At 63.6% G+C, this 15,885-nt stretch carries 10 protein-coding genes; 4 read left to right on the forward strand and 6 right to left on the reverse strand.

The window, feature by feature from the left end; translation table 11 throughout:
• Positions 1–15: 15 nt before the first annotated feature.
• Positions 16–792: a TatD family hydrolase gene (locus PSH86_RS04410; protein ID WP_176688628.1), complete on the reverse strand. Its 777-nt coding sequence runs from the start codon at positions 790–792 to the stop codon at positions 16–18.
• A 20-nt stretch (positions 793–812) separates the two neighbouring features.
• Positions 813–1,808 (reverse strand): catabolite repressor/activator, encoded by a 996-nt coding sequence (cra, locus tag PSH86_RS04415; protein WP_305488137.1) that lies wholly within the window; start codon positions 1,806–1,808, stop codon positions 813–815.
• A 289-nt stretch (positions 1,809–2,097) separates the two neighbouring features.
• Here cra and ptsP point away from each other — a divergent pair, with 289 nt between their 5' ends.
• From ptsP to PSH86_RS04435, 4 genes are all read left to right on the forward strand, one after another.
• Positions 2,098–4,962, forward strand: a complete 2,865-nt coding sequence (gene ptsP / locus PSH86_RS04420) for a phosphoenolpyruvate--protein phosphotransferase (RefSeq protein WP_109753503.1) — start codon at positions 2,098–2,100, stop codon at positions 4,960–4,962.
• A complete protein-coding gene (gene pfkB / locus PSH86_RS04425) occupies positions 4,962–5,903 on the forward strand; it encodes a 1-phosphofructokinase (RefSeq protein WP_109753504.1) in 942 nt (313 codons plus the stop codon). Before ptsP ends, pfkB begins: the two co-directional genes overlap by 1 nt.
• Before the next feature lie 14 nt (positions 5,904–5,917).
• The gene (locus PSH86_RS04430) at positions 5,918–7,660 is read left to right on the forward strand and encodes a PTS fructose-like transporter subunit IIB (protein ID WP_163855330.1); all 1,743 of its coding nucleotides are present in this window, start codon (positions 5,918–5,920) and stop codon (positions 7,658–7,660) included.
• A 202-nt stretch (positions 7,661–7,862) separates the two neighbouring features.
• Positions 7,863–9,404, forward strand: a complete 1,542-nt coding sequence (locus PSH86_RS04435; RefSeq protein WP_249015969.1) for an alkaline phosphatase — start codon at positions 7,863–7,865, stop codon at positions 9,402–9,404.
• 142 nt (positions 9,405–9,546) lie between these two features.
• Here PSH86_RS04435 and PSH86_RS04440 read toward each other — a convergent pair whose 3' ends face one another.
• The 4 genes from PSH86_RS04440 to PSH86_RS04455 form a co-directional block, all read right to left on the reverse strand.
• Positions 9,547–12,072: a sulfite reductase flavoprotein subunit alpha gene (locus PSH86_RS04440; protein WP_305488146.1), complete on the reverse strand. Its 2,526-nt coding sequence runs from the start codon at positions 12,070–12,072 to the stop codon at positions 9,547–9,549.
• 330 nt (positions 12,073–12,402) lie between these two features.
• Positions 12,403–13,566 carry a type III PLP-dependent enzyme gene (locus PSH86_RS04445; protein WP_072341133.1) on the reverse strand — a complete coding sequence of 388 codons (1,164 nt, stop codon included), beginning with the start codon at positions 13,564–13,566 and terminating at the stop codon, positions 12,403–12,405.
• A gap of 496 nt (positions 13,567–14,062) precedes the next feature.
• Positions 14,063–15,220, reverse strand: a complete 1,158-nt coding sequence (locus tag PSH86_RS04450; protein ID WP_305488149.1) for a betaine/proline/choline family ABC transporter ATP-binding protein — start codon at positions 15,218–15,220, stop codon at positions 14,063–14,065.
• On the reverse strand, positions 15,217–15,870 hold the full coding sequence (locus tag PSH86_RS04455) for an ABC transporter permease (protein ID WP_003197757.1): 654 nt from the start codon (positions 15,868–15,870) through the stop codon (positions 15,217–15,219). Before PSH86_RS04455 ends, PSH86_RS04450 begins: the two co-directional genes overlap by 4 nt.
• Between the last annotated feature and the right edge of the window lie 15 nt (positions 15,871–15,885).

The raw sequence follows: 15,885 nt of genomic DNA on the forward strand, positions 1-15,885 counted from the left end.
TCCCACAGGAGGCTGTCACCAGTTGAACAATTCGCGGGCGTTGGCCGTGCTGGCCTCGGCCAGTCGTTCCGGGCTCACCGCCATGAGCCCCGCCAGCGCCTCGCAAATCGCCGGCAAATGCGCCGGGCTGTTGCGCTGACCGGGGAACATCGCCGGAGCCATGTCCGGTGAATCGGTTTCCAGCACTACCGCTTCCAGCGGCAATTTCGCCAGCACCCGATGCATGCGCAGGGCCTGGGGCCAGGTGGCGGCGCCACCGAGGCCGAGCTTGTAGCCGAGCTTGATGTACTCGCGGGCCTCCTCAAAACTGCCGGCGAAGGCATGGATGATTCCCCCGCGCTTGAGACCAATGCGCTTGAGGGTGGCAGTCACGGCGGCATGGCTACGGCGCACATGGATCAGCGCCGGCAGTTCGAACTCCGCCGCCAGTTGCAGTTGCGCCTCGAACAACGCTTGCTGGCGCTCACGGTCGAGGGTCTCGATGTAGTAATCGAGGCCGATTTCCCCCACTGCACACAGCTGCCGATGCCCGGCCAGGCGGCTCAGCCACTCGCGCAATTGCGTCAGGTCTTCGGGGCGATGCTGATCAAGGTACACCGGGTGCAGGCCCAGGGCGGCGTGCAGGTCGGGGTCGCTTTGCACCAGGTCCCAGACCCGCTGCCAGTTGTCCCGATACACGCCCAGTACCACCATTTGCCGCACACCCAGGGCACGGCTTTCGGCCAGCAGCGCCGGGCGGTCCGCATCGAAGTCCGGGAAGTCCAGGTGGGTGTGGGTGTCGATCAACTCCATGCATCAATCCTGAAGAGTCTTCAGCCCTGGTGAATACGCTGCTTGAACGTCCGTGCGATGGCCTGCACGCCTGGCTGGTAGTCATCGCTTTCGATGGCCGCCAGCGCCAGCTCCAGGGCTTTGTCAGCGATCAGCTGATGCTGCTGGGACATGGCATTGACCGGCAGCGGCAGGAAATCCAGCAACTGCGTGTCGCCAAACGTACCCAGGCGCAACGGCCGCGACTTGAGCGGGAAATCGTGCAGGGCGTCGAACACCCCTTGCAGCAGCACGTAGGACGTCGTGATCAGCGCGTCGGGCAGATGCCCCAGGCGCGCGAGCATTTCATCCATCAACTGGCGGCCGCATTCACGGCTGAACGACTCGCCATGCTCGATCAACACCTGGCCCTCGAACCCGGCCAGGGCTTCGCGAAAACCGGCGGCCCGTTCCTGGCTGATGCTCAATTCGGGACGGGCGCTGATCAAGGCGATTTGCCGAGGGTGGGTCTCCAGCAGGCTGCGCGTCAGGTGCAGGCTGGCCTGGCGGTCGTCGCTGATCACCGAGCAGAACCGCGCCGGGTCCATCACCCGGTCGATGGCGATGATCGGAATGCCCTTGGCCTGCAATTGCAGGTAACTGTCGTCTCCGGCCGGCAGGCAACTGGCGACGATCAGCGCGTCGCAGCGCCGGGCGCGGAACAACTGCAACAGTTGCCGTTCACTGTCGGGCGCGTCGTCGGAGCTGGCGATCAGCAACTGGTAGCCCCGTGCCCGTGCGCCTTGTTCCAACAACTTGGCGATGCGTGCGTAACTGGGGTTTTCCAGGTCGGGCAGGATGAAGCCCAGGGTGCGCGTATGCCGGCTGCGCAGCCCGGCGGCCTGGGGATTGGGCGTGAAGCCGTGTTCCTGGACCACCGCCCGCACCCGTTCGACGGTGGCGCTGCTGATGCGTTGCTGTTCGGCCTTGCCGTTGATGACGTAGCTGGCGGTGGTTACGGACACACCGGCCAGTTGGGCAATATCACTGAGTTTCAACCCGGTTTTCCTTGTTTTTTCGAGTTAGCCCTGACGATAAGGGCCATCCTACCCGATTCAAGAGGGTGATCACCGTCCAAGCGCTTACGACAAGTTGCACTTCAACGATGAGAGATTATCGAGTAACGTGCCAATCTTTCTAGATTAAACGTTTCAGCAAGCGTATTTTCAAGGCTAGCAGGATTTTTGGCGGTGCTGCCGCGATACCGCCAAAAGCCGTCCTGTAACGCTAAGCTGATTCATTCAAAACAATACCTGGCGCCAACCCGGACGCCAAAAAGGAGAAAGCATGCTCGAGCTCACTCTAGAGCAGATATCCATGGCTCAGACGGCTGTGGATAAAGACGCTGCACTGCAATTGCTCGCTGACAAACTGGTGGCCGATGGCCTGGTAGCCGAAGGTTACCTCGCCGGCTTGCAGGCCCGCGAAGCCCAGGGCTCGACCTTTCTTGGCCAAGGTATTGCCATCCCCCACGGCACTCCGCAAACCCGCGACCTGGTCTATTCCACCGGCGTGCGTCTGTTGCAATTCCCCGAGGGCGTGGATTGGGGCGATGGTCAGATCGTCTACCTGGCCATCGGCATCGCGGCCAAGTCCGACGAGCACCTGCGCCTGCTGCAACTGCTGACCCGCGCCCTTGGCGAGACTGACCTGGGCCAGGCCCTGCGCCGTGCCGGTTCCGCCGAAGCCTTGTTGAAACTGTTGCAAGGCGCGCCACAGGAACTGGCCCTGGATGCCCAGATGATCGGCCTCGGTGTGTCGGCTGACGATTTTGAAGAGCTGGTATGGCGCGGCGCCCGCCTGCTGCGCCAGGCCGACTGCGTGAGCAACGGCTTTGCCGGGGTGTTGCAGCAAGTCGATGCGCTGCCCCTGGGCGATGGCTTGTGGTGGCTGCACAGCGAGCAGACGGTCAAGCGCCCGGGCCTGGCCTTCGTCACCCCGGACAAACCGATCCGTTACCTGGGGCAACCTTTGAGCGGTCTGTTCTGCCTCGCCAGCCTCGGCGAGGCCCACCAGGCCTTGCTGGAACGGCTCTGCGCCTTGCTGATTGAAGGTCGCGGCCACGAACTGGGCCGCGCCACCAGCAGCCGCAAGGTACTGGAAGTGCTCGGCGGCGAATTGCCCGCCGATTGGCCCAGCGCGCGTATCGGCCTGGCCAATGCTCACGGCTTGCATGCCCGTCCGGCGAAAATTCTTGCCCAGTTGGCGAAAAGCTTCGAAGGCGAGATCCGCGTGCGCATTGTCGACGGTCAGGACAGCGCCGTGTCGGCCAAGAGCCTGAGCAAACTGTTGAGCCTGGGCGCCCGTCGCGGCCAGGTCCTGGAGTTCATCGCCGAGCCGAGCATTGCCGCCGATGCGTTGCCGGCACTGCTGGCGGCCATCGAAGAAGGCCTTGGCGAAGACGTCGAACCGCTGCCGCCGCCCAGTGCGCCACGGGAAACCGTGATGGCCGAAGTCGCGACCGTCATGTTGGCCCCCGAACCCGGCAGCCTGATCCAGGCCGTCGCCGCCGCCCCGGGCATCGCCATCGGCCCGGCGCACATCCAGGTCTTGCAGGCTATCGACTATCCGTTGCGCGGTGAATCGGCAGCCATCGAGCGCGAGCGCCTGCAAAACGCCTTGAACCAGGTACGCCGGGACATCCAAGGCCTGATCGAACGCGCCAAGGCCAAGGCCATCCGCGAGATCTTCATCACTCACCAGGAAATGCTCGACGACCCGGAACTGACCGACGAAGTCGACACCCGCTTGAAGCTGGGTGAGAGTGCGCAAGCGGCATGGATGGGCGTGATCGAAGCCGCCGCGAAAGAGCAGGAGGCCTTGCAGGATGCCTTGCTGGCCGAACGGGCCGCCGATCTGCGCGATGTCGGCCGTCGTGTGCTGGCGCAACTGTGCGGCGTCGAAACCCCGAACGAGCCGGATCAACCCTACATCCTGGTGATGGACGAAGTCGGCCCATCCGACGTGGCCCGCCTGGACCCGACGCGTGTGGCGGGGATTCTCACCGCCCGTGGCGGCGCCACCGCCCACAGCGCCATCGTCGCCCGGGCCCTGGGCATTCCGGCGCTGGTGGGCGCCGGTGCGGCGGTGTTGTTGCTGGCGCCGGGCACGTCCTTGCTGCTGGATGGCCAGCGCGGTCGCTTGCACGTGGACCCTGACGCCGCCACTTTGCAGCGAGCCAGGGAAGAGCGCGACACCCGCGAACAGCGCCTCAAGATCGCCGCCGAGCAGCGCCACCAACCGGCGCTGACCCGTGACGGTCATGCCGTGGAAGTGTTCGCCAACATTGGCGAAAGCGCCGGTGTCGCCAGCGCGGTGGAGCAGGGCGCCGAAGGTATTGGCCTGTTGCGCACCGAACTGATCTTCATGGCCCACACCCAGGCGCCCGACGAAGCGACCCAGGAAGCCGAGTACCGCAAGGTGCTCGATGGCCTGGCCGGGCGGCCGCTGGTGGTGCGCACCCTCGACGTGGGCGGCGACAAGCCGCTGCCGTACTGGCCGATCGCGAAAGAAGAAAACCCGTTCCTCGGTGTGCGTGGCATTCGCCTGACGCTGCAGCGTCCGCAGGTCATGGAAGCGCAATTGCGTGCCTTGTTGCGCTCGGCGGACAACCGTCCGCTGCGGATCATGTTCCCGATGGTGGGCAGCGTCGACGAGTGGCGCCAGGCCCGGGCCATGACCGAGCGCCTGCGCCTGGAAATCCCCGTGGCAGACCTGCAACTGGGAATCATGATCGAAGTACCGTCCGCCGCGCTGCTAGCACCGGTGCTGGCCAAGGAAGTCGACTTCTTCAGCGTCGGCACCAACGACCTGACGCAATACACCCTGGCGATCGACCGCGGTCATCCGACGCTTTCGGCCCAGGCCGACGGCTTGCACCCGGCCGTGTTGCAATTGATCGACATCACCGTGCGCGCCGCCCATGCCCATGGCAAATGGGTGGGTGTGTGTGGCGAACTGGCGGCCGATCCGCTGGCGGTGCCGGTGCTGGTGGGCCTGGGCGTGGATGAGTTGAGTGTTTCGGCCCGCAGCATTGCCGAGGTCAAGGCGCGCGTGCGCGAATTGAGCCTGGCGCAAGTACAAACCTTGGCCCAAGAGGCCTTGGCCGTGGGCAGCGCCGATGATGTGCGCGCATTAGTGGAGGCGCTGTAATGGCGAAGATTCTTACCCTGACCCTCAACCCGGCGCTCGACCTCACGGTGGAGTTGGCGCGCCTGGAGCCGGGCCAGGTCAACCGCAGCGACGCCATGCACGCCCACGCCGCCGGCAAGGGCGTGAACGTGGCCCAGGTGCTGGCCGATCTCGGTCATACGCTGACGGTCAGTGGTTTTCTGGGCGAAGACAATGCCCAGGTGTTCGAGACGCTGTTCACCCAGCGCGGTTTTGTCGACGCCTTTATCCGGGTCCCCGGCGAAACCCGCAGCAATATCAAGTTGGCCGAGCAGGACGGGCGCATCACTGACCTCAACGGGCCCGGCCCGGTGGTCGATGAAGCCGCACAACAGGCCTTGCTGACGCGGCTGGAGCAGATCGCCCCCGGCCATGACGTGGTCGTGGTAGCGGGCAGCTTGCCTCGGGGCGTCAGTCCGCAATGGTTGCAGGCCTTGATCACTCGCTTGAAAACACTCGGCCTGAACGTGGCCCTCGACACCAGTGGCGAAGCCTTGCGCGTCGCCCTGGCGGCGGGGCCGTGGCTGATCAAGCCGAACACCGAGGAACTGGCCGACGCGTTGGGTTGCGAGGTGGTGAGCGAAATGGCCCAGGCGCAAGCGGCACAGCGCCTGCATGCCCAGGGCGTCGAGCATGTGGTGATTTCCCACGGTGCCGATGGGGTGAACTGGTTCAGTGTCGGCGCGGCGCTGCATGCCTCGCCGCCCAAGGTCAGTGTTGCCAGTACCGTGGGCGCCGGGGATTCGCTGTTGGCGGGCATGCTGCATGGCCTGCTCAGCGCCGACACCCCGGAACAGACACTGCGCACCGCCACGGCCATCGCCGCCATGGCGGTCACGCAGATCGGTTTTGGCATCCACGACACCGCGTTGCTGGCGTCGCTTGAACAGGGCGTGCGCGTGCGCCCCCTGACAGAACAATAAGAGGGTTCGCAAGAATGAAACTAGCCATTGTGACGGCCTGCCCCAACGGCATGGTCACCAGTGTGTTGTGCGCCCGCCTGCTGGACGCCGCGGCTCAGCGCCAGGGTTGGAGCACCAGTGTCGAAGTCCATGACGCCGCCCATCCGGAACGCCAGTTATCGGCCGCGACTCTCGAAGCGGCCGAATGGGTCTTGCTGGTTGCCAGCGGCCCGGTGGATATGTCGCGTTTCGTCGGCAAGCGTCTGTTCCGCAGCACGCCGGCCCAGGCCCTGCAAGACGTCGATTCGGTGCTGCGGCGCGGCGCCGAAGAGGCCAAGGTCTTTCTCGCCTCGGATGTCGTGGAGCAGGTGCCAACGGTGTCGAGCGAACGCGCGCCACGCCTGGTCGCTATCACCGCCTGCCCGACAGGCGTTGCCCATACCTTCATGGCCGCCGAGGCATTGCAGCAGGCAGCGAAGAAGCTGGGCTACGACCTGCAAGTGGAAACCCAGGGTTCGGTGGGCGCACGCAACCCGCTGAGCCCCGAGGCCATCGCCGAGGCGGACGTGGTGCTGCTGGCGACCGACATCGAAGTCGCCACCGAGCGTTTTGCCGGCAAGAAAATCTACCGCTGCAGCACGGGCATTGCCTTGAAACAGGCCGAAGCGACGCTGAACAAGGCGTTGGTCGAAGGTCGCCAGGAAAGTGCGTCGAGCGGCGCCAGCGCCCCGGCCAAGTCGGAGAAGACCGGCGTCTACAAGCACCTGCTGACGGGTGTGTCGTTCATGCTGCCGATGGTGGTGGCCGGTGGTCTGTTGATCGCCTTGTCGTTCGTGTTCGGCATCACCGCCTTCAAGGAGCCCGGCACGCTGGCGGCCGCGCTGATGCAGATCGGCGGCGACACCGCGTTCAAATTGATGGTGCCATTGTTGGCCGGCTACATCGCCTATTCTATCGCCGACCGCCCGGGCCTGGCGCCGGGCATGATCGGCGGGCTGCTCGCGAGCACCTTGGGCGCCGGTTTCATTGGCGGGATCATCGCCGGTTTCCTGGCCGGTTACGTGGCCAAGGCGATCAACCGCTACGCGCGCCTGCCCCAGAGCCTGGAAGCGCTCAAGCCGATCCTGATCATCCCACTATTGGCGAGCCTGATCACTGGCCTGGTGATGATCTACATCGTCGGCAAACCGGTGGCGGGCATGCTCGAAGGGCTGACCCATTTCCTCGACAGCATGGGTACCACCAATGCGATTCTGCTGGGCGTGCTGTTGGGAGCGATGATGTGCGTCGACCTCGGCGGGCCGATCAACAAGGCCGCCTATGCGTTTTCGGTTGGGCTGCTGGCGTCGCAGAGTTATGCGCCGATGGCCGCGACCATGGCCGCCGGCATGGTGCCGCCGATTGGCCTGGGCATCGCCACCTTCATTGCCCGGCGTAAATTCGCCCAGACCGAGCGCGAGGCCGGTAAAGCGGCGCTGGTGCTGGGGCTGTGCTTCATCTCCGAAGGGGCGATCCCGTTCGCCGCCAAGGACCCGCTGCGGGTGATCCCGGCCAGCATCGCCGGCGGCGCGCTGACCGGTGCGCTGTCGATGTACTTCGGCTGCAAACTCATGGCCCCCCACGGCGGGCTGTTCGTGATGCTGATCCCCAACGCCATCAACCATGCGCTGTTGTATTTGCTGGCGATCGTGGCGGGGAGCCTGCTGACGGGAGTGGCGTATGCGCTGCTCAAGCGGCCTGAGGTGGTGGAGATGGCGTTGGAGCCGGCGAAGGCTTGATCACTTTTATTTGAACAATGAAATTCCCTGTGGGAGCGAGCCTGCTCGCGATAGCGGTGTGTCAGTCGACAAATGGGTTGCCTGACACTCTGCAATCGCGAGCAGGCTCGCTCCCACAGTGGTTTTGGGGTGGTTATAAAATTCCTGTCACAGCCATTTCACAGAGCCATGCTTAAGTTTTCCCATTTCAAGGGAGAACACCATGAGCGAATTCGACCTGGGCCGTCGCCGTGTGATGCAAGCCGTGGGGGCGGGGTTGTTGTTGCCGGGGCTGGCGCCGGCGGTGATGGCTTCGGTCAAGGATCGGCCGGTGCTCACCGAGGGGGTGCAGTCGGGCGACTTGCAGGGCGACCGGGCGATGATCTGGAGCCGCAGCGACCGCCCGGCGCGGATGGTGGTGGAGTGGGACACCCGCAGCAAATTCAGCAATCCCCGCCGCTTCGTCTCGCCACTGGCTGACTCGCGCAGCGATTTCACCGCCCGGCTCGAACTCACCGGCCTGCCGCCCGACCAGGCGATTTTCTACCGCGTGCATTTCGAAGACGCCCAGAGCGGCGTCGCCAGTGAGCGCTGGCTTGGCCACCTGCGCAGCGTGCCGCAGTTCAAGCGCAACATCCGCTTTGTCTGGAGCGGCGATACCGTCGGCCAGGGTTTCGGGATCAACCCGGACATCGGCGGCATGCGCATCTACGAAGCCATGCGCCTGCGCCTGCCGGACTTTTTTATCCACAGCGGCGACACCATTTATGCCGACGGCCCGGTGCCGGCGCAGATCACCACCGAGGGTGGACGCGTCTGGCGCAACCTCACCACCGCAGCCAAGAGCAAGGTCGCCGAGACCCTGGATGAATATCGCGGCAACTATCGCTACAACCTGATGGACGAAAACGTGCGCCGCTTCAACGCCGAAGTGCCACAGATCTGGCAGTGGGACGACCATGAAGTGGTCAACAACTGGTCGCCGGGCAAGCAACTGGACGAGCGCTACCAGACCAAGGATATCCACAGCCTCGTCGGCCGGGCGCGACAGGCCTGGCTGGAATACGCACCGATGCGCCGGCAGAAGGCCGACGGCGGTGGGCGCATCTACCGCAAGCTCGGTTACGGGCCGCTGCTGGATGTGTTCGTGCTGGACATGCGCAGTTACCGCGGAGCCAATGACGCCAACCTCGGCGCGGCCAAACCGTTCCTGGGGCGTGAGCAATTGAATTGGCTCAAGCGCGAATTGAAGCACTCCCGTGCCCAGTGGAAAGTCATCGCCGCCGACATGCCCATCGGCCTGGGCGTGCCGGATGGCGAGGTCAGCCCCGGCGTGCCGCGCTGGGAAGCGGTCGCCAACGGTGACCCGGGCGCGGCCCAGGGGCGTGAGCTGGAAATCGCCGAATTGCTCGGTTACCTGCGTAAGCATCAAGTGCGCAACTACGTCTGGCTCACCGCCGATGTCCACTATTGCGCCGCTCACCACTACCACCCCGAACAAGCCGCGTTCCAGGATTTCGAACCGTTCTGGGAATTCGTCGCCGGGCCATTGAACGCTGGCAGCTTCGGGCCCAATGCCCTGGACAAGACCTTCGGCCCCGAGGTGGTGTTCCAGAAAGCCCCACCGGCCCAGAACACCTCGCCGTTCGCCGGGTATCAGTTCTTTGGCGAAGTGAACATCGACGGGCAGAGCGGGGAGATGAGCGTGGTGTTGCGGGATCTGGAAGGCGTGGCGGTGTTCGAGAAGAAGTTGCAGCCGGTTTGATGATTGGCTGTAGTTATCTTCTGTGGGAGCGAGCCTGCTCGCGATGCGGTTTGTCAGCCGACACATAGGCTGTCTGATACTCCGCTATCGCGAGCAGGCTCGCTCCCACAGGTGATGGTGTGTGGCTGTGGATGAGGGTCTGTCAGTAGACATCCCGCCGATACCGCCCCTGCTCGATCAGCCGCTCCACTTCCTCGCGCCCCAGCACCATGTTGAGCACGTGATCCACCCCTGACGCCATGCCCTGCAAGCTGCCGCAGACATAGATCACCGCACCGTCGGCCAGCCATTGCTTGAGCAGTGCGGCCGATTCCAGCAGGCGATCCTGGACGTAGATTTTCTGTTGCTGATCCCGGGAGAACGCCAGGTCCAGGCGTTCCAGGTCGCCGGAAGTCACCCATTCCTGCAGTTCGTCGCGGCAGTGGAAGTCGTGTTCGCGGTTGCGTTCGCCGAACAGCAACCAGTTGCGCTGCATGCCTTCGGCGACGCGGGCCTTGAGCAGGCTGCGCAGGCCGGCCAGGCCGGTGCCGTTGCCCAGCAGGACCATCGGCACGCCCTGGGCCGGCAGATGGAAGCTACTGTTGCGACGCAGCCGCAGGCTGATGGCGCTGCCCAGCGGTGCGTGTTCGGTCAGCCAGCCGGAACCGACGCCCAGGCTGCCGTCGGCATGGCGCTCCTGGCGTACGATCAGCTCCAGCACTCCGTCGGCCGGGATCGAGGCGATGGAATACTCGCGCATTGCCAGCGGCGCCAACGCATCCACCAGTGCCTGGGCATGCAGGCCAACCAGATGGGAGCGGTTCTCCGGCAGTTGGCGGGTCGCCAGCGCCTGAACGAGGCTCTGGGCCAGGCCATCGACTTGCACGCGCGCGTGGCCGGAGAGGCCGAGCCCGTCGAGGAAATGCTCGATGGCCCACAGGTCATTGCGCGGCAGGATCTCCACCAGGTCACCGGCCAGCCAACTGCTCGGGCCGGGGGCGGTGAGGCCCAGCAGGTACACGCCCGAGCCGCTGCTGGCGGGGTTGAGCAGGGTGCGTTGGCTGAGGGTCCAGTTTTCGAAGCTGGGTGCCTGCCAGGTGTCCACTGGCGCCTGGCCGGTCAGTTCGGCCAGTTGTTGTTGCCAGTGGCGCAGGGCGTAAGGGTCGCCGCTGTCGACTTCCACTGGCGCGAACAGGGTCTTGCCGCCGTGTTCCGCCAGCCAGGCGTGCAGGCGTCGGGCGAAACCACAGAAGTGTTCATATTGCCGGTCGCCCAGGCCCAGCACCGAATATTGCAGGCGCTCCAGGCTCAAGGCCTGGCCCAGCACCTTGCGTTCGAAACCGCGGGCACTGTCCGGCCCTTCGCCGTCGCCAAAAGTGCTGACGACAAACAGCGCGTGGGTGGTGTCGTTCAAGTCCTGCTCACGAACATCAGCCAGCGGCTGGACCTTCACCGGCAGGCCGGCCGCCTGGAGTTGGCCGGCGGTCTGCCAGGCCAGGCGCTCGGCGAAACCGCTTTGGCTGGCGAAGCCGATCAGCCAGGCCGGTGCATGGTCCGGGGGCGCGATGAGTGCCTGGCGGGCTTGCCGGACTTGGCGTTTCTTGCGGCGACGGTCCAGGTACAACAACCAGCCGGTGATGAAGAACAGCGGCATGGTCAGCGCGGCGACGGTCACCAGGATCCGCCCGACCAGGCCGAAGTAACTGCCGACATGCAGGGCATAGACACTGGTCAGCAATTGCGCCTTGAGGCTCTTGTCGCTGTAGCGGCTGTGCCGGCTGACAACGCCGGTGGCCGGGTCGAGGATGAGCTGGTTCAGTGCTCGGTCATGGGGCGAGTTTTTCAGCAAGTAGAACACGGTGGCCGGCTGCCCGGCCACGGGCGGCATGCGCACGTTATAGGCGGACAAACCGGGGCCGGCGGCGCTGTAGATGCTGCTCCACATCGCCCGGTAATCGGCCACTGGCAGTGGGCCGCTCGGCGCTGGACCGCGATTGCGCACCCGTTCCTCTTTGGGGGAATCGGAGAGCAGGCGGGTCACGCCTTTGTTGTACCACTCGTAGGACCAGGTCAGCCCGGTCAGTGCCGCCAGCAGGTAGAACAGCAGGCACCAGGTGCCTGCCACCGAGTGCAGGTCCCAATTGAAGCTACGACCTTTTTTCCCCCAGTCGAGGGTCAGCCAGGCACGCCAGTTTTTCCATTGGCGCGGCCAACGCAAGTACAGCCCGGACAGGCAGAAAAACACCAGGATCAACGTGCAGGCACCGGTGATTTGCCGGCCCACGTCATTCAGGGTCAGGACGCGGTGCAGCCTGAGCAGCAGGCCGAAGAAATCCTGGCCCACCACATCACCCATGAACTGAGCGTTGTACGGATTGAAATAGCGCATTGGCCCGCGCTTTTCCCCAGGCGGTGCCGCGAAGATCACCCGCGCGGCGTTGCCGCTGTCAGTCTCGACCCAGAGCATGGCGACGGTCTTGCCGGAGACGGCTTCGATCTGCTCCACCAGTTCGGCGGGCGGCAGGACGCCGGCCGGTTGCTTCTCGACCGTCAGTACCTGCGGATTCAAGGCTCGCAGGATTTCATCCTGAAACGACACAGCCGCCCCGGTAACGCCCATCAACGCCAGGACCAGCCCGGCACTGATGCCGAAAAACCAGTGCAACTGGAACAGGGTTTTCTTCAACACGTCGCCCGCCTTTGAGTCATTACTGTTCATCACGGCGCGCATGTTATCGAGAATCATTAATAAACACACATAAAAGCCATGCTCTATGGGGATGAACGGGGCTATTTTTGTGGCCGATTGTCTAAGTGGATGATGTATCGAACACCTCCTTGTGGCGAGGAGATCTATCGAAACGTCGCATCGCCCCGCTGGACTGTGGGAGCAAAGCTTGCTCGCGAAACAGGCGCCTCGACTTCTGGAAGACCGTATTGCTTCCATCGCGGGCAAGTCTTGCTCCCACAAAAAAGCCCGTGACACAGTCACGGGCTTTCGGGGCCGGCGATCAGCGCGTTATACGTAGAACGACTTCAGCGGCGGGAAGCCATTGAATTCCACCGCGCTGTAACTGGTGGTGTAGGCACCGGTCGACAGCCAGTACAGGCGGTCACCGATGGCCAGGTTCAGCGGCAAACCGTACTTGTAGTTTTCGTACATGATGTCGGCGCTGTCGCAGGTCGGGCCGGCGATGACCACTTCTTCCATCTCGCCTTTTTTCTCGGTCCAGATCGGGAACTTGATGGCTTCGTCCATGGTTTCGATCAGGCCGGAGAACTTGCCCACATCGGTGTATACCCAACGCTCGACGGCGGTACGGGACTTGCGCGCCACCAGCACCACTTCGCTGACCAGGATACCGGCGTTGGCGATCAACGAACGGCCCGGCTCCAGGATGATTTCCGGCAGGTCGTCGCCGAAGTCTTCCTTGAGGAAGCGGATGATCTCCTCGGCGTAGGTTTCCAGGCTGTTGGTGCGGGTGATGTAGTTGGCCGGGAAGCCGCCACCCATGTTGATCAGCTTCAGGACTATGCCGTCTTCTTCTTTCAAACGCTCGAAGATCACCTTGACCTTGGCGATGGCTGCGTCCCAGACGCTGATGTCGCGCTGTTGCGAGCCAACGTGGAACGAAATGCCATACGGCACCAGGCCCAGGTCGCGAGCCAGGATCAGCAGGTCCATGGCCATGTCGGTCTGGCAGCCGAACTTGCGCGACAACGGCCAGTCAGCGGTGGTCGAGCCTTCGGTGAGAATGCGCACATAGACTTTCGAGCCCGGCGCAGCCTTGGCGATGTTGCGCAGGTCGGCTTCGGAGTCGGTGGCGTACAGGCGCACGCCCTTCTCGTAGAAGTAGCGAATGTCGCGGGATTTCTTGATGGTGTTGCCATAGCTGATCTGATCCGGGCCCACGCCGCGGCTCATGACCTTGTCCAGCTCGTAGATCGAGGCGATGTCGAAGTTCGAGCCTTTATCCTTGAGCAGGTCGATGATTTCCACCGCCGGGTTGGCCTTGACGGCGTAGTAGACCTTGGCGAATTCGAAACCGGCGCGCAGGTCGTCATAGGCCTGGGCGATCATCGCGGTGTCGATCACCACGAACGGGGTTTCCTGCTTGTCGGCGAACGCCTTCATTTTCTGGAAGGTTTCGCGCGCGAAATAATCTTCGACCTGGATCGACATACTTGGGACTCCTACTGGCAAACATCAGGATCAATGGGTGTGAGGGCAAGCAGCCCTCGTGAACGTCCTCCGTATCCCCACTTTGGTTCGCCTACTTCCCAAGGCATGTCGCCGAAAGCAAAAAGGCCATGGGATGCATGATTCCCTTGGCCTTGCTGTCTCGTCGTCAGTACTTGAGCCGGATGGATCGTTTCCAGCATGGACGTTCGGCGCGAACTTTAGGGCGTGAGGGGCCTGAGATCAACTAAAAATGTCGCGTTTTTGCACACATCCGTCGTGCGGCCCGCGACAGCTCATGATGTAACCGACCGGCGTGACAGATTGATGTTCCCCTCAATAGGTTTATTGAGGCTATTCAATGGGGGGCTTTGTGGCGAGGGAGCTTGCTCCCGCTTGAGTGCGAAGCGCTCATCGCTTTTTTGGGGGCCGCTTCGCGACCCAGCGGGAGCAAGCTCCCTCGCCACAAAAACCTCGCCACAAAGCCTGCGGTGCCTGATCAGGCCAACGCGGTCTCGGCCGGCGAAACAATGCTGGTCTTGCCCCCACGGGATTTACCGGAGCTCAGGTACTCGGCAATCGATTCCTGGGTCACTTCACCGAGGAACACCCGCTCGGCGTCCATCACCGGCAGCCACGACCGGTTGAACTCGTACATGCGCGACAACAGGATCCGCAGGTGTTCGTCGTAGGCGGCGGTGGCGTTGAATTCGCGCAGGTATTGGCCGCACGTGCCGGCCTGGCGGTACAGGTCGCGACGGCGGACATAGCCCAGGGCCTTGTTCTCGGCACAGGTGACCACCACGTAGCGGCGGTCATGTTCGTCCATCAGCTCCAGGGCCTCATTCACCGGCGTCTCGGGGCTGACCGACGGAGCGTTGTCCGCCGCGTCCTCGGCCTTGACCAGCAACAGGCGCTTGAGGGTGCTGTCCTGGCCGACGAAGTTGCTGACGAACTCATCGGCAGGATGCGCCAGCAGGGTGTCCGGGTGATCGCACTGGACCAGCTTGCCGGCGCGGAAGATCGCGATCTTGTCCCCCAGCTTGATGGCTTCGTCGATGTCGTGGCTGACCATGATCACGGTCTTGTTCAGCGCCCGTTGCATCTCGAAGAACTCGTTCTGGATCATCTCGCGGTTGATCGGGTCCACCGCGCCGAAGGGTTCGTCCATCAGCAGCAGTGGCGCATCGGCCGCCAGAGCGCGGATCACGCCGATCCGTTGCTGCTGGCCGCCCGACAGTTCGCGGGGGTAGCGATGCAGGTATTGCTTGGGCTCGAGCTTGATCATGCTCATCAACTCGCGGGCACGGTCGTGGCATTTCTGCTTGTCCCAGCCGAGCAGGCGCGGGACCACGGTGATGTTCTCCTCGATGGTCATGTTCGGGAACAGGCCGATCTGCTGGATCACGTAGCCGATGTTGCGACGCAGGGTCACTTCGTCCAGGCCGGTGGTGTCCTCGCCATTGATCAGGACTTTGCCCGAGGTGGGCGGGATCAGACGATTGATCATCTTCAGCGTGGTGCTTTTGCCACAGCCCGACGGCCCGAGGAACACGCAGATCTCGCCTTCGTTGACGATCAGGTTCACCGAGTCCACGGCCTTGACGTCTTTGCCGTTGCTCTTGAAGGTTTTGCTGAGGTTTTGAAGTTCGATCATTTCAATAGTCCTTTTGGGGTCAGCGAGCGTTGCAGCCATTGCAGAAGCAGGTCGGCGAAGATGGCCAGGAGACTGACCAGCACGGCGCCGACGATCAGCATCGACATGTCGCTGCGGCTGATGGAAGCGAGGATGAGTACGCCCAGGCCACCGGCACCGATGGTGGCGGCGATGGTCATGACACCGATGTTCATGACCACGGCGGTGCGCACGCCGGCCAGGATCACCGGCACGGCGATGGGCAGTTCGACCATGCGCAGGCGCTGGCCGAAAGTCATGCCAATGCCGCGGGCGGCTTCACGGATGCCCGGTTCGACGCCGGTGAGGGCCAGGTAGGTGTTGCGCATGATTGGCAGCAGGGAATAGAGGAACACGGCGGTGATCGCCGGCATCGGCCCCAGGCCCTGGCCGAATTTGGAATAGAACGGCAGCAACAGGCCGAACAGGGCAATCGACGGAATCGTCAGCAGCACCGTGGCGCTGGCCTGCAATGGGCCGGCGAGCGCCGGAAAGCGGGTCATGAAGATGCCCAGCGGCACGCCGACGACAATCGCCAGGGTCACGGCGATGCCCACCAGGGTGATGTGCTGCCAAGTCAGGTGCAGCACCAGCGGCCAGTCCAGATGGGAAAAGGCGTCAAGAAAATCCATGGCTTTTCCTCCAGG

The sequence above is a fragment of the Pseudomonas sp. FP2300 genome, assembly GCF_030687595.1.
Classification (GTDB): domain Bacteria; phylum Pseudomonadota; class Gammaproteobacteria; order Pseudomonadales; family Pseudomonadaceae; genus Aquipseudomonas; species Aquipseudomonas bijieensis.